This window comes from Buttiauxella agrestis, assembly GCF_900446255.1.
Taxonomy (GTDB): domain Bacteria; phylum Pseudomonadota; class Gammaproteobacteria; order Enterobacterales; family Enterobacteriaceae; genus Buttiauxella; species Buttiauxella agrestis.
The window spans coordinates 919,031-941,638 of the sequence record NZ_UIGI01000001.1 but is presented as its reverse complement, the minus strand read 5'-3'; the positions used below and the strand labels follow the sequence as shown (position 1 = coordinate 941,638).

General features: G+C 49.3%; 22 protein-coding genes and 1 pseudogene. 10 read left to right on the top strand and 13 right to left on the bottom strand.

Annotation, left to right across the window (positions count from 1 at the left end):
• Window positions 1-39 precede the first annotated feature (39 nt).
• The 9 genes from recC to rppH form a co-directional block, all read right to left on the bottom strand.
• Entirely contained in the window at window positions 40-3,414 is a 3,375-nt protein-coding gene (gene recC / locus DY231_RS04545) for an exodeoxyribonuclease V subunit gamma (RefSeq protein ID WP_115627439.1), read from the bottom strand.
• A gap of 7 nt (window positions 3,415-3,421) precedes the next feature.
• Complete coding sequence (locus DY231_RS04540; protein WP_115627438.1) at window positions 3,422-3,763, bottom strand: prepilin-type N-terminal cleavage/methylation domain-containing protein; 342 nt, start codon at window positions 3,761-3,763, stop codon at window positions 3,422-3,424.
• Window positions 3,748-4,107, bottom strand: a complete 360-nt coding sequence (locus tag DY231_RS04535) for a DUF2509 family protein (protein WP_147295627.1) — start codon at window positions 4,105-4,107, stop codon at window positions 3,748-3,750. The genes DY231_RS04540 and DY231_RS04535 overlap by 16 nt, the downstream gene beginning before the upstream one ends.
• Before the next feature lie 68 nt (window positions 4,108-4,175).
• The gene (locus DY231_RS04530) at window positions 4,176-4,736 is read right to left on the bottom strand and encodes a prepilin peptidase-dependent protein (protein ID WP_115627436.1); all 561 of its coding nucleotides are present in this window, start codon (window positions 4,734-4,736) and stop codon (window positions 4,176-4,178) included.
• Window positions 4,727-5,200: a prepilin peptidase-dependent protein gene (locus tag DY231_RS04525; protein ID WP_115627435.1), complete on the bottom strand. Its 474-nt coding sequence runs from the start codon at window positions 5,198-5,200 to the stop codon at window positions 4,727-4,729. The genes DY231_RS04530 and DY231_RS04525 overlap by 10 nt, the downstream gene beginning before the upstream one ends.
• A gap of 184 nt (window positions 5,201-5,384) precedes the next feature.
• Window positions 5,385-6,179 (bottom strand): thymidylate synthase, encoded by a 795-nt coding sequence (thyA, locus tag DY231_RS04520; protein ID WP_115627434.1) that lies wholly within the window; start codon window positions 6,177-6,179, stop codon window positions 5,385-5,387.
• Window positions 6,180-6,185: 6 nt separating this feature from the next.
• Window positions 6,186-7,061, bottom strand: a complete 876-nt coding sequence (gene lgt, locus DY231_RS04515; RefSeq protein ID WP_034498063.1) for a prolipoprotein diacylglyceryl transferase — start codon at window positions 7,059-7,061, stop codon at window positions 6,186-6,188.
• 161 nt (window positions 7,062-7,222) lie between these two features.
• On the bottom strand, window positions 7,223-9,469 hold the full coding sequence (gene ptsP / locus DY231_RS04510; protein WP_115627433.1) for a phosphoenolpyruvate--protein phosphotransferase: 2,247 nt from the start codon (window positions 9,467-9,469) through the stop codon (window positions 7,223-7,225).
• Window positions 9,470-9,481: 12 nt separating this feature from the next.
• Window positions 9,482-10,012, bottom strand: a complete 531-nt coding sequence (gene rppH, locus DY231_RS04505; RefSeq protein ID WP_034498067.1) for an RNA pyrophosphohydrolase — start codon at window positions 10,010-10,012, stop codon at window positions 9,482-9,484.
• Window positions 10,013-10,698: 686 nt separating this feature from the next.
• On the opposite strand from rppH, the gene mutH reads away from it, so the two are divergent.
• The 4 genes from mutH (at window position 10,699) to DY231_RS04475 (ending at window position 13,715) form a co-directional block, all read left to right on the top strand.
• On the top strand, window positions 10,699-11,385 hold the full coding sequence (gene mutH, locus DY231_RS04490; RefSeq protein ID WP_034498068.1) for a DNA mismatch repair endonuclease MutH: 687 nt from the start codon (window positions 10,699-10,701) through the stop codon (window positions 11,383-11,385).
• A gap of 75 nt (window positions 11,386-11,460) precedes the next feature.
• Entirely contained in the window at window positions 11,461-12,174 is a 714-nt protein-coding gene (locus tag DY231_RS04485) for a TerC family protein (protein WP_115627431.1), read from the top strand.
• A 126-nt stretch (window positions 12,175-12,300) separates the two neighbouring features.
• A complete protein-coding gene (locus tag DY231_RS04480) occupies window positions 12,301-12,519 on the top strand; it encodes a YgdI/YgdR family lipoprotein (protein ID WP_034498072.1) in 219 nt (72 codons plus the stop codon).
• Between the two features lie 155 nt (window positions 12,520-12,674).
• A complete protein-coding gene (locus DY231_RS04475; protein WP_034498074.1) occupies window positions 12,675-13,715 on the top strand; it encodes an NADP(H)-dependent aldo-keto reductase in 1,041 nt (346 codons plus the stop codon).
• A 35-nt stretch (window positions 13,716-13,750) separates the two neighbouring features.
• Here DY231_RS04475 and lplT read toward each other — a convergent pair whose 3' ends face one another.
• Window positions 13,751-14,947: a lysophospholipid transporter LplT gene (lplT, locus tag DY231_RS04470; protein ID WP_115627430.1), complete on the bottom strand. Its 1,197-nt coding sequence runs from the start codon at window positions 14,945-14,947 to the stop codon at window positions 13,751-13,753.
• A complete protein-coding gene (gene aas / locus DY231_RS04465; RefSeq protein ID WP_115627429.1) occupies window positions 14,940-17,099 on the bottom strand; it encodes a bifunctional acyl-ACP--phospholipid O-acyltransferase/long-chain-fatty-acid--ACP ligase in 2,160 nt (719 codons plus the stop codon). Before aas ends, lplT begins: the two co-directional genes overlap by 8 nt.
• Window positions 17,100-17,155: 56 nt before the next feature.
• Between aas and DY231_RS04460 the strand changes: the two genes are divergently transcribed.
• The 6 genes from DY231_RS04460 (at window position 17,156) to DY231_RS04435 (ending at window position 21,305) form a co-directional block, all read left to right on the top strand.
• The gene (locus tag DY231_RS04460) at window positions 17,156-17,470 is read left to right on the top strand and encodes a hypothetical protein (protein ID WP_115627428.1); all 315 of its coding nucleotides are present in this window, start codon (window positions 17,156-17,158) and stop codon (window positions 17,468-17,470) included.
• 316 nt (window positions 17,471-17,786) lie between these two features.
• Complete coding sequence (galR, locus tag DY231_RS04455) at window positions 17,787-18,794, top strand: HTH-type transcriptional regulator GalR (RefSeq protein ID WP_034498080.1); 1,008 nt, start codon at window positions 17,787-17,789, stop codon at window positions 18,792-18,794.
• 239 nt (window positions 18,795-19,033) lie between these two features.
• Window positions 19,034-19,513, top strand: a complete 480-nt coding sequence (locus tag DY231_RS04450; protein ID WP_115627427.1) for an Hcp family type VI secretion system effector — start codon at window positions 19,034-19,036, stop codon at window positions 19,511-19,513.
• A 30-nt stretch (window positions 19,514-19,543) separates the two neighbouring features.
• The gene (locus tag DY231_RS04445; RefSeq protein WP_256682638.1) at window positions 19,544-20,416 is read left to right on the top strand and encodes a hypothetical protein; all 873 of its coding nucleotides are present in this window, start codon (window positions 19,544-19,546) and stop codon (window positions 20,414-20,416) included.
• A 2-nt stretch (window positions 20,417-20,418) separates the two neighbouring features.
• Window positions 20,419-20,859 carry a DUF1240 domain-containing protein gene (locus DY231_RS04440; protein WP_115627426.1) on the top strand — a complete coding sequence of 147 codons (441 nt, stop codon included), beginning with the start codon at window positions 20,419-20,421 and terminating at the stop codon, window positions 20,857-20,859.
• Window positions 20,856-21,305 (top strand): DUF1240 domain-containing protein, encoded by a 450-nt coding sequence (locus tag DY231_RS04435; protein WP_115627425.1) that lies wholly within the window; start codon window positions 20,856-20,858, stop codon window positions 21,303-21,305. Before DY231_RS04440 ends, DY231_RS04435 begins: the two co-directional genes overlap by 4 nt.
• Before the next feature lie 18 nt (window positions 21,306-21,323).
• On the opposite strand, the pseudogene DY231_RS04430 reads toward DY231_RS04435, so the two are convergent.
• Both DY231_RS04430 and DY231_RS04425 read right to left on the bottom strand, forming a co-directional pair.
• Window positions 21,324-21,773, bottom strand: a pseudogene (locus DY231_RS04430) (GNAT family N-acetyltransferase).
• The gene (locus tag DY231_RS04425) at window positions 21,770-22,543 is read right to left on the bottom strand and encodes a GntR family transcriptional regulator (protein ID WP_115627424.1); all 774 of its coding nucleotides are present in this window, start codon (window positions 22,541-22,543) and stop codon (window positions 21,770-21,772) included. The pseudogene DY231_RS04430 and the gene DY231_RS04425 overlap by 4 nt, the downstream one beginning before the upstream one ends.
• Window positions 22,544-22,608 lie beyond the last annotated feature (65 nt).

Genomic DNA, 22,608 nt, shown 5'->3' with positions numbered 1-22,608 from the left:
GATGAACCTGCCGGATTGTGCAATTTTTATACAATTTTTTTAAGCTTTATTGAAGCGAAACAGGGGCAGTAAATAGCGCTCAGCTTCACTGATTATCGCGTCGTAGTAGTCAGGCTCAAGCGTTCGATACAGCCGTTGCAGCCACATGTCGGCGCCTTCTCCGTCGACTCGCTGATTCCCTTCCCAGGCCGCCAACAGCTTACTTTTGGCTTTCTGTTGCGTTTGCTCATCCCATAAAATGGCATCATTCGCGGGTTCGTAACAAGCTTTTATCCATGCCCCTCCACTTATTGGTAGCAATAGCAATGGCTGTACTAATCCTTTCCGATAACCATCAATAAGTTGCTGGAGATAGCTTTTTGCCTGTTCAACCCCCATCGAGGGGAATTTCCACTCAGTAGAATCGCGCCCATAAAGACGACTTTCCCCCTCTCCTCCCATCGCGCACCAGACAACATGCTCAATCCACAGTTGTAATCCATGCGCCGAATTGAGGATAGACGGTCGCCAGCGCAGCAAACCATCGGCCTGCACATCCGACAACCAACCTTCCAGAGTTGTTCCGCCAATCTGGAGTGCGACTTCCTGGCTGGTGCCATTCTGTCGTTCGGCTCTCACTTTTTGCGCCAGCTCTTCCATTTCCGTTAACTGGGTTTCCCATAAAATTTCACCGAATGCGCCAAACGGTAATATCCCCGCAGCTCGATAGCGGCTGAATAGCAGCTGCGTGTCGCCTTCCTGAACTAGCGTATTGAGCAATTCCTGGTTCATCTGGAAACGTTCAAGGCTATCTAAGGTAAAAGGTTCCGCATCCGGCAATTCGGTTTCTTCAAGACGGAAGTTAATGCCCAGACGCATCTGGTAAAAAGCGCGGACAGGATGCCGCCAGAAACGTTGCAATTGATCCAACGTAATTACGTCATGCGTTTTGTCTTCAAGTGGCTGAATAAACGGGGCTTGTGCTTGCCCTTGCTCACTTGCGGCAGGTAGCCACTCGTAGGCATAGCTTTGCGCAGATGCGCCAGAGACAAAATTTCCGGCTTCAAATGGAGTGCGGTGATGCCGTTGCACCAGATGCCTTTTTACCCGCTCGCTGCTTTCGTCACAGGTTTGTTCTGTGTCCTGTTCCAGGCAATGGCTTTGGGCGATGTAATCTAATAATTCATCCACCAACACTGAAGGGTAACGCTGGCTGTTGTCCTGAATGGAACGCCCGATATAGCTGATATAGAAACGCGCTTGCGCGGAGTTGAGCGCTTCGAGGAACAAGTAACGGTCATCGTCACGGCGGCTACGGTCGCCGCGCTGCGGCTTCTGGCTCATAAGATCAAACCCGAGCGGAGCCAGCGTGCGTGGGTAAACGCCATCATTCATCCCCAGCAAACAAACCACTTTGAACGGGATAGAACGCATGGGCATTAAGGTGCAGAAGTTTATCGGCCCCGCCAGGAAGCGCTGACTGATGCGCTCCTGGTCGAGGCGCTGCGCCAGTTCATCACGTAACAGCATCAGGGAAACATTTTCCTGATAACACGACTCCAGACCGTATTTAATGATTTCTTGCCACTGCTGCTCAATCAGCGCCAGTGCGCCTTCAGTTTCGGTATCAGGCAGGAAGAAGCTGGCTAGCATGTCACGGCAAACGGAAGTCCACTCAGCCAGCGGACGCGCAACGGTAAGCTCATGCCGCCATTTATTAAGCTGCATTAAAAGATCTGCCAGTTGCCCAACCAGCTCGGCAATTAAACCGTTTGATTCATCGTATGGAAGAACCGACTGCCATTCACCTGCCTGGCTATCCATTGCATAACCTAACAGCATGCGCGTTAAACCGAAGCGCCAGGTATGTTGCCCGGTTGCCGGGAGATCCCATTCACGGACGTTGTCGTCATCAATACCCCAACGAATTCCGGATTCATTCACCCACTGGCGCAAATAGCGTAGCCCTTCCTCATTGATTGAGAAGCGAGCAGCCAGTGCGGGAACTTCAAGCAACGCCAAAACATCTTGCGCAGCAAAACGGCTATCAGGAAGTGAAAGCAGGGAGATAAATGCCTGTAGGGCCGGGTGCGCTTGTCTTGCCCGGCGATCGGAAATCGCAAAGGGTAATCGACGCTCCGCTACTGCATTGCCAAATACCGCCTGGATAAACGGACTGTAGCTGTCAATATCCGCCACCATCACGATGATATCGCGCGGGGTAAGGGTTGGGTCAGCATCCAGCATAGCCAGCAACTGGTCGTGCAATACTTCGACTTCACGTTGAGGACTATGGCATTGATGGAAAGCGACAGAATTATCATCCAGTGAAAGGATTCTTTTTCTGTGGCTATGCTCGAACTCTTCCTTCGTCAAACCTGTCACCGCATTGTTTTGCAGCTCGAGTAAATCGTATTGCAAATTGTGCAATAAACAGTCTGGTTCGATATCAACGAAAACATCAATTTCTTCAAAGCGTTGCATCTCAGCAAGCATGAACGTGTAATCGCGTCCTAATTTCCCCCACGAAGCCAGCAACGGGTTGCCAATATCTTGCTCACCGTCTTCATTAAATAATGAAGGCGCGGTGTCGCTATCTTTAAACAACGGAAGAGTAATACCTTCACGCCCATGGCTGCGACGGCGGCGGCTGATCAAGCGCGCAAGATAAGCGGGGTCTTTAATATCACCCCAGTAGTAGCGGCACGGGTTGGTAAACAGCAAATGCACGTCAATATGCTTACCCAGTGCTTGTAACGCCTGAAGATAAACCGGAGGCAAGGCTGAAATACCACAAATAAACACTCGGGCAGGCAAACCTTGCGGGCATTCGTTACTTGATTCCAGAGCGTTAATAAAACGTTGGTACAGGTTTGCACGGTGCCATTCAGGTTGCCCAAGCTCTTGCGTGTGGCGAACCAAAGCGGCCCACAGCGGAGCCTGCCATAACTGGGCCTCGCCCACGTTATCAACCAGTTCGCCTTTCTCCCACTGGCTTAACCAACCTGGGCGGTAAACCAGGTATTGGTCATAAAGGTCTGCAATTCTTGAGGCTAACTGAGAGAGTTTTCGGCCATTTTCATCTTCTGCCAGGTACTGGTTTAACAAAGCGAATTCAGGCTGATCCAGCATCGTCGGGATGAGCGTCATTAACTTCCAGCTCATGCTTTGCTTGTTGAAAGCACTTTGCTCAGGAATATTTGGCAGTACGCGCACAAACATGTCCCAGATAAAGCTCGCCGGAAGTGGGAAACTGATGTTAGCCGCGATACCAAATTTTTGGGCCAGCGTCATTTGCAGCCATTGCGCCATACCGGTACTTTGCACCAGTACAACCTCGGGCTCAAAAGGGTCAGGCAGCGGTTGCCTTTCCACAATAAACTCCATAATTGCTTCCAGCACATCCAGTCGATTGGAATGGTATACACGCAACATAGAAACGCTACTCCTGACTTTTCTCTTTCTGCGAACAATGCAACCGCGACAACTGCCCGGTACGCCCGACAGGGCTGGTAATAATAACATTGATGCTGACACATCCTGCCGTCGATGTCTGCTGCTGGCTGACTCTCCATTCATTTGTGGGCAGAGGCGATCCAGGTTCCCCCATTTCTACAGCTAAGCGCCAGAGCTGACGGAATTGCCATTGCGACTGAAAACCCTGCTGGAGAACCCGGTGGTAGCCCATTAATGCCAGCATAACGACCGAAAACAGCGCCATAGCACACAGCACCTCAATCAGACTAAAGCCGCGCTCTCTAGTTTTTATTAAGGTAACTGGCATCGGGAAGCATCCGTTAACGGGCAAAAGTCGAGCCAGCCATGGGGAGTTGATATCCAACGTGAGTTATCAAGCTGGCCCCACAGCCAAAGAGTTACTGGTGATTGTTGCCCCGGAAAATTCCCGTAAGCCGCCATCAGAAATTCATTTTTCCCCACAGTTAGTATGCAAGCATTCCAGCCCTGCTCTGACTGCTGCTGGCACTGCCAGGTTGGTGTCGACGTCCAGGATAGCTGACTACCCCAGGCCTGTGCTGACACAGCGGCAGCATATTGTTTTAGAAACCCAATTTCGCTGGCGACCAGGTAGCACTGTTGATTTAGCTGCTGCTGCAACCCGCTCAGCATCAATATTCCCAAAGCAAACAACAGCAGCACAAACCCCAGGGTCGCGTTACCTCTCTCTGGTTGCCCATTCACAGGTTATAACCGACGACGATATGGCGCAAAGACACAGGGCTTTGCTCTTTTTTAAAAGCGGCAACCAACTCGATAACTAGCAACGGTGGCAGTGAGTGGCGAGCCAGACGGGTAACAGAGAATTTTTCTATCATCATTGAGGCAGGATCGGAGATTTTCTCCCAACCATTGCCTTCACAACTGGAAGCGCCGCGCAAAGCTTCCAGGTTGTTGCCATTAAGTCTAAAACCGGTTAATTCAGTTTCATTATGGCCAGACGGTTCCCAGCGTCCGTTGCTGTTATTGTCCCATTGCAACAAGACACACTCGCCCTCTTTACGTACAACCAGCCCCTCACCCTGGCAACTTCCATGGCAATAGCCCGCGCGTTGTAGCTGTTTGCCTACACTAAATGCCAGTTGCCAGAGCGATTCTTGCAGTGTCTCTTTCTGATACTGTAGCAATACCGCCTGCTGGAGCACTGGAAATAGCCTCCCGGCCCCCAGCAGAACAAGACTGCTCAAGGCCATGGCAATAAGCGTTTCAAGTATTGTGAAGCCCTGTTGGTTTAGCTGCATTTGTTGCTCCCTTTAACTTCGCAGACGCGAATTCTTCCCTGAGTTGAAAGAATAACGCGCCACTTTCCGGCAGAGCTTTGTAGCGTGATATGACCCGGCCACGCTGTGTCCCTAAGCCCGTAAAACCCCATTCCAGACGTGGAATCTGTAATATCGACATCAGCAAATGGTTGAAGCAATGACCAGCGATGACTGGCGTTACAGCCGCCCTCTGCAATCAGTTTGCTTGCCAGACACCACGAGTTTCCTGAGCGCTTCACCGCAAGCAAATGGTCGCGATTATTCCAGTTTGCATCGGCGCGTAACTGCTCAAGTAAATGACGAATCTGCTGAGTCGTTATCCGCAAGCGCTGCTGTTGCTGCCATTGTTGCCAGCCGTAGACACCGCCAGCACTGAGCATTGCGACAATCACCATGACGACCATCATTTCTATCAGGCTGAAGCCAGACTGTTTTGTTTTCATGGCGGGAGTGTGCCAGCTGCGAAATTCCGCGCCAGAAGCAATATCTCGTTTCTCGAGGCTTCTCGAAGGGAAGTTTTACTGTTGCGTAAAATTGCAGAAGTGCTGGAAACAGGCTCGCAAAGCCGGAAGAGAGGCAAAAAAAACCGGCGCACATAGGGCACCGGTTATGGCAGGTTATTAACCGTTAGATAGCGACTGGAGCTTTGATTGCAGGATGAGGATCGTAACCCTCAATTTCAAAATCTTCGAAATTGTAATCAAACAGTGATGCTGGTTTGCGCTTGATTACTAGCTTCGGCAATGCGCGCGGCTCACGCGTTAATTGCAAACGAGTCTGCTCAAGGTGGTTGCTGTACAAGTGGGTATCACCACCTGTCCAGACAAAATCACCCACTTCCAGCTCGCATTGCTGCGCCATCATATGCACCAGTAAAGCGTAGCTGGCGATGTTAAATGGCAGGCCGAGGAAGATATCGCATGAACGCTGGTAAAGCTGGCAGGAAAGCTTGCCATCCGCCACGTAGAACTGGAAAAACGCATGGCAAGGAGCCAATGCCATTTTATCCAGCTCACCCACGTTCCACGCCGAAACAATTATACGACGCGAGTCGGGATCGTTTTTCAGTTGGTTAATTACGGTGGTCAGCTGGTCAATATAGCGGCCATCAGGTGTTGCCCATGAGCGCCACTGTTTGCCGTACACTGGCCCTAAATCGCCGTTTTCATCCGCCCATTCGTCCCATATGGAGACATTATTTTCATGCAGATAAGCAACGTTAGTCTCACCTTTCAGGAACCACAGCAGTTCATGAATGATGGAACGTAAATGGCAACGTTTGGTGGTAACCAGTGGGAAGCCATCTTGCAGATTGAAGCGCATCTGATGACCGAAAATCGACAATGTGCCGGTACCGGTACGGTCATCTTTTGGCGTGCCGTTTTCCAGCACATGTTTCATCAAATCAAGATACTGTTTCATATTTCCTCACGAAAGCTGTTGCTGTGGGCGACGGCGATATGCCCAAACCATCATTGCCACACCAGCGACAATCATCGGAATCGAAAGGATTTGCCCCATGCTGATGTACTGCACCCACTCACCGGTAAACTGCGCATCTGGCTGGCGGAAGAATTCGACGATGATACGGAATGCACCATACCCAATCAGGAACAGGCCAGATACAGACCCCATCGGACGTGGTTTACGGATAAACAGATTCAGGATGATGAACAGCACGATGCCTTCCAGAACCATTTCATACAACTGAGATGGGTGGCGCGGCAAAACACCGTAGGTGTTAAAGAGCGACTGCCATTCAGGGTGAGTCGCCAGCAGACCGATATCTTCGCTGCGGGAACCTGGGAACAGCATCGCCCACTGGAAGTTCGGGTCAACACGACCCCATAGCTCGCCATTGATAAAGTTACCAAGGCGACCCGCGCCCAGGCCAAATGGAATCAGTGGCGCGATGAAATCAGAAACCTGGAAGAAGGAACGATGGGTGCGGCGCGCAAACCATATCATTACGCAAATGACACCGACCAGGCCGCCGTGGAAGGACATGCCGCCGTCCCACACTTTAAACAGGTAGAGTGGATCGGCCAGGAAAGATGGCAGATTGTAGAAGAAGACATAACCAAGACGCCCACCGAGGAATACCCCAAGGAAGCCCGCATATAGTAGGTTTTCGACTTCGTTTTTCGTCCAGCCGCTGCCAGGCTTATTAGCACGACGACCCGCAAGCCACATGGCGAATACGAAGCCGACCAGGTACATCACACCATACCAGTGCAAAGAGACTGGCCCGATGGAGAAAATCACCGGGTCAAATTCAGGGAAATGCAGATAGCCACTATTCATCTGTCACCACAAACCATTGTTACCCCATCGAAAATAGACGATGAGTTGCAAGTACGCATCTATGCAGATGCGCTCCGAAGGGAGCGGATCATAGCACAAAGGGCTTTAGGGTTAAGTCGAGGATCTTGTAAAAGATGTGTAATGCCTAATGGGCCAGGCGCCTAGCGCCCGCCGCGAATCAAACCACCCATGCCTCGACGTTCCATGAAGGACGCGACCTGATGGCGCACTTCTGTCGCAAGCTGCGCCTCAAGGCTGCGCTGGGCGAGAAGTTGTGCTTCTTCGAGGCTAATGTGGCGCAACAGATATTTGACGCGAGCCACCGAACGGCCGTTCATCGATAAATGGCGATAGCCCATGCCAACCAGCAGTGCCACACACATTGGGTCACCTGCCATTTCGCCACATAAACAAAGATCGATCCCGTTACGTTCCGCTTCTTTGGCAATATGGTTCAACGCTCGAAGCATTGCCGGATGCAGACTATCGTACAGGCTCGCCACCCGAGTGTTATTACGATCAACTGCCAGCAAATATTGCGTAAGGTCATTGGTGCCAACCGAGATGAAATCAACGCGGCTGGCAAGATGCCCCAGCATAAAGACCATGGAAGGGACTTCAACCATCACACCAATACGCGGTTTAGGCAGTTCGTAACCGAGCACCTCTTCCACTTCACGCCCCGCACGGTCAATCAAGCGACGCGCTTCATCAATTTCGTCAATGCTGGTGATCATCGGCAGAAGAATGCTCAGGTTGCCGGTCGCCGCGTTGGCACGCAGCATGGCGCGCACTTGCACCAGGAAAATCTCCGGTTGGTCCAGCGTGATGCGAATGCCTCGCCAGCCCAGACACGGGTTTTCTTCACTGATAGGCATGTACGGCAATTGTTTATCGGCACCGACATCAAGCGTTCGCAGCGTGACCGGTTTTTCGTTAAACATCTGCAACATGCCCTGATACTGGGCGACCTGTTCTTCTTCTGACGGAAAACCACTTTGCAGCATAAATGGAATTTCGGTGCGATACAGACCAATTCCATCGATACGGCCGCCAAGTTGCTGCTCATGCTCCGGGCTAAGACCCGCATTCAGCATGACCTGGACGCGCTCGCCGCTTTTCAGTGCGGCAGGGCTATCAACGTCGTCTTCAACCAGACGAGTCAGTTCGTTCTCTTCGGTGATGAGACGCTGGTATTCCTGCAACAACACCGTTTCCGGGTCAACGAGCAGTTCACCCCGATAACCATCGACAACCAATGTGCGACGATGCAGCACTGAAGGTTGAATATCAGCGCCCATAACGGTTGGAATGCCGAGCGCCCGCACCATAATTGCAGCATGGGAGTTTGCCGCACCATCGCGCACCACCACCCCAACAAGGCGATTTTGCGGAAGTTCGGCAAGTGTCGTTGCGGATAACTCGTCCGCCACCAATACAAAACGTTCAGGCCAGGTATTGGGACTTTGAATGGTGTCATCGAGATGGAATAACAAACGCTGACCGAGCGTGCGCAAATCGCCCGCTCGTTCTTTCAGGTAGCTGTCACTTAAACTTGCGAACTGTTCCGCAAACTTTTCGATGACTTTTTTAACCGCCCATTCTGCAACCGAGCCTTTATCGACTTCGTCGAATAATTCACGGCGAAGGCGGGCATCGGTTAACAGGTGTGAATAGAGGTCAAAAATTGCTGCCGTTTCTTTCTGCGCTCCCGCCGCAAAGCGTTTGCTGTAGCGACGAAACTCATTGGAAGCCTCTTCAAGGGCAGCGGTCAGGCGCTCACGCTCGAGTATGGTATCAAGCGTTGACGCTTCAGATACCTGCTCCATTAACGGAAGCGTTGAGTCCATCCAGCCTTCGGCAATCGCCACACCTGGCGATGCAGGCAATGCTCGAATTCGCGTCTGGCGATATTGGCCAAACAACGCGGCTAGCTGTGATTGAGAAAGAATGGCTGCCATTTGAGTGGCGAGTGTGACGAGGAAGGACTCCTCGCTTTCATCGTATTGACGATGCTCACGCTGTTGAACCACCAGCACGCCTAATAACTGGCGTCGCTGAATAATAGGAACCCCGAGAAACGCGCGGAAACGCTCCTCTTTTACAGCGGGAACATATTTAAAACTTGGGTGTTTTTGCGCATCGGCAAGGTTTATCGGCTCTGCGAGGCGCCCTACCAGCCCGACAATGCCTTCATCAAATGCGAGGGTAATGGTTCGACCGCGCGGCTTTTTAAGGCCACGCGTCGCCATCAGGTAAAAACAACGCCGGTCATGATCTGCGAGATAAACCGAGCATACCTCGGTGTCCATCGCAAGGCAGATATCTGTAACCAGAATATCCAGCGCCTCATTGAGGCGCGGGGCGCTGGCAACCTTCTCGACTATTTCTCGCAAACGGGTGAGCATTTTTCGCGTGAATTAACCTCTTTTACGTCGCCATGCAGGCGCGTTATTACGTGGTGGCGTAACTTCCTGTAGCGGCATTACGACGCTTGCAAACTCTTTCATCACCCGACGATACACATCGCGTTTAAACGAGACGACCTGACGAACAGGATACCAATAGCTGACCCAGCGCCAGCCATCAAACTCTGGGGTACTGCTGGTTTGCATATTGATATCGTTATCGCTGCTGATCAACTGCAAGAGAAACCATTTTTGTTTCTGGCCGATACAAACCGGCTTTGTGTCCCAACGCACCAAACGTTTAGGTAACTTGTAACGTAACCAGTTTCGGGTCGAGGCGAGTATTCGGACATCTTTTCGCTGTAACCCCACTTCCTCGAAAAGTTCCCGGTACATTGCCTGTTCCGGGGATTCGCCAGGATTGATGCCACCTTGCGGAAACTGCCAGGAATGTTGACCAAAACGCCTGGCCCACATCACTTGACCCTGCCGATTACAGATTACGATACCAACATTCGGGCGGTAGCCATCATCATCGATCACCGGACTACCTCAAAACAAACTTAGATTAGGGCGATTGTTTCATACAAGCGCTAGACGGTAAACCACTGTGTAACGGTTGCCTGAAGGAATAACATTTGAATAACTCACAAAATTTGACCGAGTTATAAACATTAGTAGATTTGGAACCGGCAGTTTATTCACTTTTTCTGTGGATATAACTGTGAAGAACTACCTAATACTCTCGGGACAACTTAGGATAACTCTAAAATACGCTTTCAAAGCACAAATAAAATATTCATTAATTTCAATTAAATAAACAAACATTAATTCTCTCACAGCCCAGTAGTGTGATGATCATCACATATGAAGATCTTCCATTGATGAAAGATCGACCAATGACGTTTTTATCCACAGAATGTGCCAACAAGTTAGTCACAATCTGGTGAAAAAATGGGTTTTACCCCCCAGTCAAGGCTGTAAATCGAACCAGTAGTGAGCTTTTTTACCAGTTATCCCATTTTTCTGTGGATAACCCGGTGTAAGATCCTGTTCATTCCCGGTGACCAGAATGGGAAAAGGTTTTTGCAGGATTCAGATATGACAATTTTAATCGATAAAAATGATTCAAAATCAGTAGATTGTCATTCTTATCCCCGACACGCTAAACTATTTCCACACTGTGGGTAAACCACGCTTATTTTTTAACCGATCAACAGCCAGGCACAATGCAAGCTCTACGTCCATTACTTAACCCTCCAGAAAATGAACAGATTTTACTGGCCCAGGCCCAGAAGCTGGCCGGCTTTACGCTGGGTGAGTTAGCGGCTTTGGCCAACTTGTCGATCCCAAACGATCTTAAGCGCGACAAAGGTTGGATCGGGGTGTTGCTTGAACTGTGGCTGGGTGCCAGCGCCGGAAGCAAACCTGAGCAAGATTTTGCCGCATTGGGGATTGAGCTTAAAACTATCCCCGTGGATAGGTTTGGTCGCCCGCTGGAAACCACGTTTGTCTGTGTTGCGCCTCTCACCGGTAACACCGGAGTGGTTTGGGAAACCAGCCATGTGCGCCACAAATTGAAACGCGTATTGTGGATCCCTGTCGAAGGTGAACGGCAAATTCCGCTGGCTGAGCGGCATATCGGCACACCATTGCTGTGGGCGCCGTCCGAAGAAGAAGAGCAACAGTTACGCATGGATTGGGAAGAGTTGATGGATTTGATTGTGCTCGGGCAAGTTGAACGCATCACGGCCCGTCATGGTGAAGTGCTACAGTTGCGCCCAAAAGCGGCCAACAGCAAGGCGCTAACCGATGCCATCGGGGCAGATGGCGCACCAATTCTGACGTTACCTCGCGGTTTTTACCTGAAAAAGAACTTTACCGCCGCTTTGCTGGCTAATCATTTCTCGTTGTAGATTCATTTAACTTGCACCCAGTTCTAAGCTGGCGTTTATAATTGGCGTTTTAAATTTTCAGGCAGGATTTTTTTAATGTTGTTTGCATGGGTTACCGATCCTAACGCGTGGATGGCGCTGGGCACTCTGACGATTCTCGAAATCGTACTGGGTATCGACAATATCATCTTCCTCTCCCTTGTGGTGGCGAAGCTGCCTAAAGCGCAGCAGGCTAAAGCACGCCGTCTTGGGCTCGGCGCGGCGATGATAATGCGTCTGGTCTTGCTGGCGTCTATCGCCTGGATGACGCACTTAATTCACCCGCTGTTTTCCGTAATGGGCCATGAATTCTCGGCACGCGATCTTATTTTGGCATTGGGTGGGTTGTTCTTAATCTGGAAGGCGAGCAAAGAGATTCACGAGTCCATTGAAGGTGAAGAAGAGAGCATAAAAACAAACGTTCACTCTTTCTTCGGCGCTATCGTGCAAATCATGCTGCTGGATATTATTTTCAGCCTGGACTCGGTGATTACCGCAGTAGGCCTGTCCGATCATCTGTTTATTATGATGGCAGCGGTTGTGATTGCGGTGATGGTCATGATGTTTGCTGCTAAATCGATTGGTGATTTTGTAGAACGCCACCCTTCGGTGAAAATGCTGGCGCTGTCATTCTTGTTGCTGGTTGGCTTTACGCTGATTCTGGAAGGCTTCGATATTCATGTGCCGAAAGGCTACATCTATTTTGCGATGTTCTTCTCCATTGCCGTAGAAACACTGAATCTTATCCGCAACAAAAAGAACCCGCTTTAATCATCTTAGGGGAGGCGCTCTCGCTTCCCCTCTGTTTCTTTTAAGAATTTACTGCTTACCTTCTGCGCTTTGTCGAGTTATTACTAGACTATATATGTCATTCCATACCACACGAGGCGAATAATGATGAAAAAATGGGCAGTTCTAATTTCCGCTGTCGGTCTGGCATTTGCGGTTTCAGGTTGTAGCAGCGATTACGTGATGGCAACCAAAGATGGCCGTATGATTCTGACTGACGGAAAACCGCAGGTCGATGATGACACGGGTTTAGTGAGTTATCGCGATCAGCAAGGCAACGAGATGCAGATTAACCGCGATGATGTTTCGCAAATTATCGAACGTTAATAAATCCAGCATATAAAGGTCAGCGCCTCGCTGGCCTGTAACACTTTTTCTTCGTTTACCCCCTTCCGCTTTTGCTTCCCCTCTGCCATGTTTATAGTCCATTTTTTGTCGGGCGCGTGCCTGGCTGATAAGTCAGAAGAATAAGGAAAGCGGCTATGCAATATCACCGTATCCCCCACAGCTCTCTTGAAATAAGTACGCTAGGGCTGGGAACCATGACGTTTGGTGAGCAAAATAGCGAAGCCGACGCTCATGCACAGCTTGATTACGCCGTCCATCAGGGCGTAAACCTCATTGATGTGGCAGAAATGTATCCGGTGCCACCTCGCCCGGAAACCCAGGGGCTAACAGAAACCTACGTCGGTAACTGGTTAAAGCAGCGCGCTAATCGTGAAAAGCTGGTTATCGCCACCAAAGTCAGCGGCCCCAGCCGCAACAATGATGCCGGCATTCGCCCAAACCAAATTCTGGATCGCCGCAATATCCGTGATGCGCTGGATGCCAGCCTGAAGCGTTTGCAAACCGATTATATCGATCTTTATCAGGTTCACTGGCCGCAACGCGCCACCAACTGCTTTGGCAAACTGGGCTACACCTGGACCGATAACGCCGTCCCGGTCACTCTGCTGGAAACACTCGAAGCACTGACCGAATTTCAGCGTGCCGGGAAAATCCGCTATATCGGTGTTTCCAATGAAACGCCGTGGGGCGTGATGCGCTACCTGCAACTGGCTGAAAAGCATGATTTACCGCGCATCGTTACCATCCAGAACCCGTACAGCCTGGTGAATCGCAGTTTTGAAGTGGGATTGGCTGAAATTACCCAGCGCGAAGGTGTCGAATTGCTGGCTTATTCATGCCTGGGGTTCGGTACGCTGACCGGGAAGTATCTGAATGGGGCGAAACCTGCTGGCGCACGCAACACGCTGTTTAGCCGTTTCACGCGCTACAGCGGCGAGCAAACTCAGCATGCAGTTGCGGCTTATGTCGACGTTGCTAAGCGGCATAATCTCGACCCGGCGCAAATGGCGCTGGCGTTTGTACGCCGTCAGCCGTTTGTTGCCAGCACACTTTTAGGCGCGACCACGCTTGAGCAGTTAAAAACCAACCTTGAGAGCCTGCATCTGGACTTGAGTGAAGATGTTCTTGAAGAGTTAGAAGCGGTGAACCGGATTTATACTTATCCGGCACCGTGATGTGGAAATCTCCTCTCCTTTGGGAGAGGAGAAAACTATTTCTGCCGAATCTGCCAAACCCACAGCCAGCCAATCGCCAGCGCAAATACTGCGCCAAAACCAATGCCAATTCCGACTATCGGTGCGCCGGTTTTTACCGCCAGCGAGTAAAGCCCAAGCATCAGCAACATCGCGGTATTTTCGCCGAGATTCTGCACCGCAATCGCATTCCCTGCACCGACGGAATGTTTGCCGCGTTCCTGAAGCAGCGCATTGAGCGGCACCACAAAGAACCCTCCCAGAACACCAATCAGCACCAACAATATATAAGACGGCAGCAGTGCGTGTTGCAGCGAGAAGAACAACACGCCAACACCAATTAAGATCCCGGCAGGCATACAACGTGCGACGGTTTTAAGCGTCACAAGTTTCGCCGCGGCCCCCGCCCCCACCACAATCCCGACGGCAACCATGGCATTCAGATACGTTGGCGTCGCGTTGTCAGTAATGCCCAGCGCAACCGGAACCCACAACACCAGCAAGAAGCGCAGCGTGACGCCCGCCCCCCAAAACAAGCTGGTGCCGACTAACGAAAAGCGAGTTTCACCGTTTTGCCAAAGCGTGCGGCAGGCCGTGAAAAAACTGCGCGTCATCGGGGTAAAGCGCCATGACTGACCAGGGCGAGCAGGAGCAAGTTTTGGAATAAATATATTGGCGACAACCGCCCCGGCGTACACCAACACACAAACGCCAAGCGCCGCCACAATATGCCAGTCGGCCAGCACGCCACCTGCCATTGAACCAAGCAAAATCGCAGCAATGGTCGAGGCTTCCATCAGCCCGTTGGCTTTCACCAGACGGTCGCCCGTGGTCAGTTCACCTAAAATCCCGTATTTAGCGGGCGAATAGGATGCTGCGCCAATCCCCACCAGCGTGTAACCGACGAAGGGATTAAAGCCGAAACAGATTACCGCTGCGCCAGCCAGTTTGAGACTGTTGGCAAACATCATCACTCGCCCTTTGGAAAAACTGTCCGCGACCTGGCCAACAAACGGGGCAAATAAAATATAAGCGCCAACAAAAACCATCTGCAAAACAGGCTGGCTCCAGTCGGGGTAAAACTGCTGTTTCAGCACTGCCAACGTGGCAAACAGCAACGCGTTATCACCAAACGCTGATAAAAATTGCGCGCAGGTTACTGCCATCATACCTCTGGACCAAATGGAGGTATCGTTTACGGCATTATCACGCATGCTCTGTCTCCGGCTGGTCTACCAGTGTTTTCAGACTGACAAAATCAGGTTTGCCGCTCCCAAGAACCGGCAACTGTTTCATGAAACGAATATCACGCGGTACCGTCAATTCTGGGATCCCATTCGCGCGCGCAAAGTGCAGCAGTTTTTCACGGTTCAGTTCACTATCCGTGGTGAACATCACCAGTGCCTCCCCTTTTGCCGCATCGCTTTTAATGACCGTAGCGTGCATTTTCTCTGGTGAAACGCCGAGCGCCAGTTGCTCTACCATTTCCAGCGAAACCATCTCACCGGCAATTTTGGCAAAGCGTTTTGCGCGCCCCTGAATCACACAAAAACCGTGTTCATCGAAACTGACGATATCGCCCGTGTCGTACCAGCCCTGCTCCACCTCGCCTTGTTCATTTTCGGCGCTCGGTGCTTCCAGAACACCCGGGTTTTCCACTCGCAAGTAGCCCTTCATGATGTTCGGCCCTTTCAGTTGCAACCGCCCACCTTCTTCAATTCCCGGTACTGACAACAATCTGGCATCCATCGCTGGCAGAATGCGCCCGACGGTGCCGACTTTTGCCGCCATTGGAACGTTGATAGACACCACGGGCGCGCATTCCGTCACGCCGTAGCCTTCCAGCACGCGCAGGCCAAATTTATCCTGCCAAAGTTGTTTGGTGCTTTCCTGGAGTTTTTCCGCGCCCGCCACCACATAACGCAGGCGGAAGAAGTCGTAAGGATTTGCAAAACGCGCGTAGTTGCCCAGGAATGTCGAGGTGCCAAACAACACGGTGCAGTTACGGTCGTAAACCAGCTCCGGCACAATGCGGTAGTGCAACGGACTTGGGTAGAGGAACACTTCGGCACCGGTCAGCAGCGGCGTAAATAACCCCACAGTCAGGCCGAAAGAGTGGAACAACGGCAGCGCCGACATAAAGCGATCGTTCGCCGTAAAATCAGCAATCGTGCGAATTTGCTCCACGTTTGCCAGCAAACTTTTATGGCTGTGCACCACACCTTTTGGATTGCCTTCCGAGCCGGAAGTAAACAGCACCATTGCGGCGTCTTCTGGCTGTTGTTTTACCTGAGCCAGATGCGGCATCAGTAAATGCGCGAAGATCCACAGCTTATCTGCCAACGTGACATCGGCTTTTAAGTCCTCAAGAAAGACCCAACGCACCTGCGTGAGCTGCTCGGGAAGATGCCATAATTTGCCTTTGTCGAGGAACTGACGCGAAGTAAATATCGTCTTGAGCTGTGCGGCTGTAATCGCACTGGTCAGCCCTTTCACGCCCGCGGTGTAGTTCATCATCGCCGGAATTCGCCCACGGGACGACGCCCCAAAAATCACCGCAGCGCTGATAGCCGCATTGGGCAGCATCAGGCCAATCGTTTCGCCCGGCGCACTGTATTTATTCAGAATACGCCCGACAAACAAGGTCTTGGTCAGCAGACTGCGATAAGTATCGGGTTTGAAATTAATATCTTCGATACAGTTTTTTCGCTCACCGTAACGATATTGCGCAGCAAGCAGCGCTTCAAACAATGTTTCACGCGGGCGTACTGCCATTCGCGCTTCCATCATTATCTGATGCAGCATTTCCCCTGCCATTTTCCGGCGCTCACGCGCGCGTGGAGCCTCTGGCATCGGAACGGATGTCGGCGGCAGGATATGCAGGCTGATACGCGGGAACAAACGCCGCTTTACCAGGCCTTTCAGGCGGCTGAAAAATGTCAGCTCCGCGCCATCAATACGGATGGGAATAACGGTCGCGTTTGATTTTGCGGCAACAAACCCGGCGCCTTCATAAATTTTCATCAATGAGCCAGTCACAGAAATTCGCCCTTCCGGGAAAATAACCACCGGACGGCCCTGCTCCACCAGCCGCACCAGATGTTTAATCGACATCGGTTTGGTTGGGTCAAGCGGCACGAAATCTATCAACGATTTTAGCCAGCGCATGTACCACTGCTGACTAATAGATGAATAGACAGCAAACACTGGCCGGCCGGGTAAAAACAGCGCCAGCAAAATACCGTCAATAAAGGAAACGTGGTTAGGAACAATCAGGACGCGTGGCTGAGAAAGAGATTGCTGCGAGCCATAAAGCCGCACTCTGAACAGAATACGAAAAAGTGCACGGAAAAAACCAAATAGCATAGCAACTCCCTTTGTCATGAATAAGCCGCAGGTACTTAAGTGTAGTGGGAGATTACATGACTAAATGGAAAGGAGCGATAGTTTGGGTGAATGCAAAGTCTGAAAAAAAGGCAAAAAAAACCTGCGCATCTGCGCAGGTCGGTGCAAAGAATTTACTTAACAATGTAACTAGAATTCTCACCAATCAATACCTCTGGGACTTGAATTGTGGCGCAGTCAGCGCAGGGCTACCAGTGAGAAAAAGCAAGGGAATTAGCGGAAAGTGCAACCAGGTGTTTAAAACATCGCGTCTTGTTACAGGCTGCCATTTTTTAGACAAAAAAAACCTGCGCATCCGCGCAGGTTGGTGTAATTCATGTGATCAGCATTAGATGCTGACATCACCTATCAATACCTCTGGGACTTCAAATGTAGCAGTGCCTGGTCACTTTTCGCCATGGCGAAATAGCAACAGCGCGATGCAAACTGTAAGCAAAGATTTACTCTGAAATCTTTAAAAATCCATAACATGCCGCCTTCTGCCGCTACGCTTGATTTCTGTGGTACTGGATGTGTAACGATTACACTGAATTTGGTTTCTTTTTAGAGAGGTTTGCGACGCTGACGACAGTTGCGCCCTTGAAGTAACGCGCCTTTTCCGTAACACTTAAAACTGTGTAAACGCTTACCCACTCAGGAAAATCTTCGATGGCGACAATTAAGGATGTAGCAAAACTGGCAGGCGTTTCTGTCGCCACGGTATCTCGTGTCATAAATGATTCCCCCAAAGCCAGTGATGCATCGCGCCTGGCGGTAAGCAGCGCGATGGAAGAGCTGAATTACCATCCCAATGCGAATGCGCGCGCACTTGCGCAGCAAACCACTGAAACCATTGGCCTGATTGTGGGCGATGTCTCCGACCCATTTTTTGGCGCGATGGTAAAAGCCGTAGAACAAGTCGCCTATCGCACCGGCAATTTTTTGCTGATCGGTAACGGTTATCACAACGAACAAAAAGAGCGCCAGGCGATTGAACAACTTATTCGCCACCGCTGCGCAGCCCTGGTCGTTCATGCGAAAAAAATACCTGACGAAGAACTCATTTCTTTAATGAAACAAATGCCAGGCATGGTGGTGATCAACCGAATTTTGCCGGGTTTTGAGCAGCGTTGTGTGGCGCTGGATGACCGCTACGGCGCATGGCTTGCAACCCGCCATCTGATTCAACAAGGCCATACTAAAATTGGCTACTTGTGTTCCAACCATCAAATTTCCGATGCCGAGGATCGTTTGCAAGGTTATTACGACGCGCTAACGGAGCATGGTTTACCGATTAATGATCGCTTAGTGACTTATGGTGAACCGGATGAAAGCGGTGGTGAGCAGGCAATGACGGAACTGCTGGGGCGCGGAAAGAACTTCAGCGCGATCGCCTGTTACAACGATTCCATGGCCGCAGGTGCAATGGGCGTTCTCAATGATAACGGCATTGATGTCCCGAAAGAAATTTCACTGATTGGCTTTGATGACGTGTTGATTTCACGCTACGTTCGCCCACGTCTGACAACAGTGCGTTACCCGATCATTACCATGGCAGAACAGGCCGCGGAACTGGCTTTGGCACTTGCTGAAAAACGTGAATTACCCGAAATCACGCATATGTTTAGCCCAACGCTTGTGCGTCGGCATTCGGTGATTGCGTATTCGGGCGAGTAAAGAAAATAAAACCAGCCAGATAAAACATCTGGCTGGAAATAATAAGCAACCTTATCCATTCGCATTTTAAATACCAGATTAATTATTAATTAATAAAACATATAACAAATAAAAATAAAGTAGCAAAACCTTTCAAGATATTATGATTGCATTTTATTTATATTGATACCAGGATTGCGGGTGAATAAACTTGCAAATCTTTATCATATAAATTACATCAATAATATTAAGGGAATAATATGTCAAACTTAGCCTATTTAACCGTTAATGGTCAAACACAGGGACTGATCTCTGCCGGATGCTCATCATTAGATTCTATTGGTAACAAAGCACAAATCGCTCACATCGACCAGATTATGGTTTATGCCGTCACTCATTCTATGTCCCGTGCACAAAACGTCAATCATCATGAAATGGTGATCATTAAGCCGATTGATAAATCTTCACCTTTATTAGCCAAAGCGATAAATGATAATGAAATGCTGGTCTGCGATCTGGATTTATACCGTACCAACCGGGTTGGTATGAATAACCTTTATTATAAAGTCAAACTTACCGGAGCTCGAATTTCGCATAATGAATTCATTGTACCTCACAATCTTCTGGATAATGGAGCCGAACCCCAGGAAAAAATCACCTTCAGCTATGAAACGATAACCTGGGAACATTGTGATGCAGGTACCAGTGCGTATAGTCTGTGGAATGATCGCGTTTTTTAAATATCAGTTTTGATAAATAAGGAGGTTGTCATGTCTGAATTAAGAGATTCAAAGAAGAAGCCACATGATTACTTGCGCGACGAGCATCAATTTCAAACCTATCCAAGTATGAATCCAGTGTTGCGTGATATGGCTGCAATTAATGAAAGCTTTATTACAGAGAGTCGATACATCATGTTGCTAACTATTGAGGAAGCGCAAGGGGTATCAGATGAATTGCTTGGTAATTTAGATTATTTCTTCTCCTATCGATTAGGCCCTGGGAATATTAAAGATGGCCTGGATGGATTTCGCACCCTCAGCAAATTAACCACTTACTACAGCCCTGCGGGAAAATTAGTCTTCAACTTTAATTGTCTAAAAATAAAAGCTATTGAATACGTAATTAATGGCAAGGCATATATAAAAATCACTGGTTATGCTGGCGTGCGCCGCATACTTACTGGTACCCGTTACGGAGCAAGAAACCCACAAATACTTGAAATGGCTATTGGGATGCGCGGAGTCGCCAACTCGATAGTAAAAGGGATGAAGTTTTGTATTTATGCCTCTTTAGCCTTTCGCGTGATTGAATTTATATTTAAATCTGATTATCACCTAAAAGATTTCCTGGTTGATATTACAATGGACGTAGCAAAAATAATTGTTTCAAGTGTTGTGATTGGGATTGCGGGTGGCATATTTACAGTGATTAGTGCACCAATAGTTGGCACGGCCATTCTTATAATATTTATAGGCATTGCACTGAATATAGGGCTTAACATTCTGGATAATGAGTTGGGGTTTTCTGCAGAACTCAAAAATAAAATACAACAGGCATTAAATGAGCAACAAAAAATGAGTTCCTGGGACTACCAACATTTATCTCCATATATAACTCCACTACCAGGTAGAGGGTATTAAGTATGAAAGAATACACTACCTTACGCTGGTTGATATTTAAATTTTCGGGGGTATTTCTTATGATGGCCAGTATGGCCCTCATTTATCTAGTGGCTTATTTCTATAAGTTCTATGCCATCAATTCATTAATTACACTCGGTGATATCATAACATACAATGGAAGAGTTATTATCTGCCTTGGCGGCATACCTATGGTTATCTACATGTTCTTTTTTGCACTCCGTACAGTTTTAAATAAAGGAATTGCACCTCTAAAAAAAGGAACGGTAATTGGACAGATTTGGGGGGTATTTAGCATACTCTCTTTTGCCTTAGGGCTAGTCGCATCCTATCTAATCCCTATTGTGTTATTGATATTACATTACACTTCATGCCATGAGGATAAACTCAGAGTGTACTATGTTACTGATCCGCAACTTTGTATGATGATAGAAAATAAATGAGACCATATACCAAATTACAATGGATAGGCTTTAAATTTTCTGGTATTTTTTTGATGGCCGTATCTTTGATTATGATATATTATTCCACGTTTTTTATTGAGAAATATCGACTATACTCTCTGGTTACTTTAGGTAATGTTATTATCTATGATGGAAAAATCATCATCGCTATTGGAGCGACACCAACCTATATTTATCTGTTTTTTTTCGCATTCCGTACAATTCTGCAAAAAGGCGTTGAGCGCCTAAAAAAAGGAACGCTCATTGGTAATATCTGGGGATTATTTAGTCTTGCATGCTTCGTGTTTTTCATGGTCATATCATGGATAATCCCGCTGGGATTAATGGCGTTAGGTTACACGTTATGTGACGAGGAAGGGGACGTTCCTGGACTGTATTACGCCAGTAAGCCAGAAATCTGCAAAACTATTGTTTCTAAACCTTAATTAGTGTGTGGTAAATGTTTAAAGCACGTATTTATAAAGATGAACCACTTTATCCGGGTAATCCAGCCCGTCGCCGATATATTCTCAGCCAAAGCGCTCGTAATAATCTTTGCACGCTGAATAGAGATACAGCTGCGGATAGCCCAGCGTGCGAGCGTGTTCAATAACGTGCTGTTGTAACATTGCCCCAAGCCCACGTCCGCGCTGGTTTTCATCGATATATAACGCCGCTAACCACGGATAAAAATCCTGGCGGCTAATTAAATCGCAGCGCCATAACCCAACCGTTCCGACCAGCTTATTACCCTCAACCGCCACAAAAGTTAAAGGCAACTCCCCTTCCCGCTGGCTGGTTGCCACAATTGAAGCGAAAAAGTCCCGGCTGTCAGGAGTGCCAAACGCCTGCCATATCCAGTCTGTAACCTGCTCGGCATATTGCGGCTTCTGAAAAAGCGGAAGAATTTTCACATCAGCTTCCCCTGGAAGATGGGAACGGACTCGAAAAGATAGCCGTCGAAATCGGGCGCATCGGAATCTGATTGCTCGAGCAGGCTGTTTTTGACGTTTTCTAAATGCTGCCACATCGCCTGCCATGACCCCATGACATCGCGGCGGCGCAGCGCTGCCAGAATAGTTTGCAGGTCGCCAAGCCACTTCAGGCGATAGCTGCGTGTATCAATATGCGCCCGTAATTGCTGCCACATTGGGCTGCTGTCTAAATGGCGCCAGATACTTTCCACCGTCGCCAGCAGCATCTGGTTTTGCGAAGCGCCCGCCAGAACCAGGTGGAACATCTTGCAGTTATCCTGGCTCAGATCGTTTATCGCGATAGCACGCTGCTCTTGCTCGAGAATTCGCTTGAGGTTGTCGATATCCGCTTTGGTCGCCATTTTTGCGGCGAATGCCGCAATATTACTTTCCAGCAACTGACGCGCCTGAAGCATTTCAAACGGCCCAATATCGCTACTGAAAAAGGCTTCTTCTTCCGCTTCATTTTCTGCCGGAACGCGCATCACATACACACCGGACCCCTGGCGAATATCGACTGTGCCTTGCAGTTCGAGCATCAGCAACGCTTCACGAACAATCGTGCGGCTGACGCCATAGGTTTCAGCAATATTACGTTCAGGCGGCAAACGTGAACCGACTGGATACAGTCCCTGCATTATTTGCGCGCGCAGATCCTCACCAATTTCCTGGTATTGTTTTTTTTCTGGCGAAAGCACTACCTTGTCCACGATATCACCCGCATTTGTTGATTCTCAGCGCCATTATGTTCTGGCGCTGATTTATGCCCGCTAGC

Bases quoted from the DNA above. Each gene is read 5' to 3' on its own strand.
- recC (WP_115627439.1), bottom strand. From the start codon at position 3,414: ATGTTGCGTGTATACCATTCCAATCGACTGGATGTGCTGGAAGCAATT.
- DY231_RS04540 (WP_115627438.1), bottom strand. From the start codon at position 3,763: ATGCCAGTTACCTTAATAAAAACTAGAGAGCGCGGCTTTAGTCTGATT.
- DY231_RS04535 (WP_147295627.1), bottom strand. From the start codon at position 4,107: ATGCTGAGCGGGTTGCAGCAGCAGCTAAATCAACAGTGCTACCTGGTC.
- DY231_RS04530 (WP_115627436.1), bottom strand. From the start codon at position 4,736: ATGCAGCTAAACCAACAGGGCTTCACAATACTTGAAACGCTTATTGCC.
- DY231_RS04525 (WP_115627435.1), bottom strand. From the start codon at position 5,200: ATGAAAACAAAACAGTCTGGCTTCAGCCTGATAGAAATGATGGTCGTC.
- thyA (WP_115627434.1), bottom strand. From the start codon at position 6,179: ATGAAACAGTATCTTGATTTGATGAAACATGTGCTGGAAAACGGCACG.
- lgt (WP_034498063.1), bottom strand. From the start codon at position 7,061: ATGAATAGTGGCTATCTGCATTTCCCTGAATTTGACCCGGTGATTTTC.
- ptsP (WP_115627433.1), bottom strand. From the start codon at position 9,469: ATGCTCACCCGTTTGCGAGAAATAGTCGAGAAGGTTGCCAGCGCCCCG.
- mutH (WP_034498068.1), top strand. From the start codon at position 10,699: ATGCAAGCTCTACGTCCATTACTTAACCCTCCAGAAAATGAACAGATT.
- DY231_RS04485 (WP_115627431.1), top strand. From the start codon at position 11,461: ATGTTGTTTGCATGGGTTACCGATCCTAACGCGTGGATGGCGCTGGGC.
- DY231_RS04480 (WP_034498072.1), top strand. From the start codon at position 12,301: ATGAAAAAATGGGCAGTTCTAATTTCCGCTGTCGGTCTGGCATTTGCG.
- DY231_RS04475 (WP_034498074.1), top strand. From the start codon at position 12,675: ATGCAATATCACCGTATCCCCCACAGCTCTCTTGAAATAAGTACGCTA.
- lplT (WP_115627430.1), bottom strand. From the start codon at position 14,947: ATGCGTGATAATGCCGTAAACGATACCTCCATTTGGTCCAGAGGTATG.
- aas (WP_115627429.1), bottom strand. From the start codon at position 17,099: ATGCTATTTGGTTTTTTCCGTGCACTTTTTCGTATTCTGTTCAGAGTG.
- DY231_RS04460 (WP_115627428.1), top strand. From the start codon at position 17,156: ATGACTAAATGGAAAGGAGCGATAGTTTGGGTGAATGCAAAGTCTGAA.
- galR (WP_034498080.1), top strand. From the start codon at position 17,787: ATGGCGACAATTAAGGATGTAGCAAAACTGGCAGGCGTTTCTGTCGCC.
- DY231_RS04450 (WP_115627427.1), top strand. From the start codon at position 19,034: ATGTCAAACTTAGCCTATTTAACCGTTAATGGTCAAACACAGGGACTG.
- DY231_RS04445 (WP_256682638.1), top strand. From the start codon at position 19,544: ATGTCTGAATTAAGAGATTCAAAGAAGAAGCCACATGATTACTTGCGC.
- DY231_RS04440 (WP_115627426.1), top strand. From the start codon at position 20,419: ATGAAAGAATACACTACCTTACGCTGGTTGATATTTAAATTTTCGGGG.
- DY231_RS04435 (WP_115627425.1), top strand. From the start codon at position 20,856: ATGAGACCATATACCAAATTACAATGGATAGGCTTTAAATTTTCTGGT.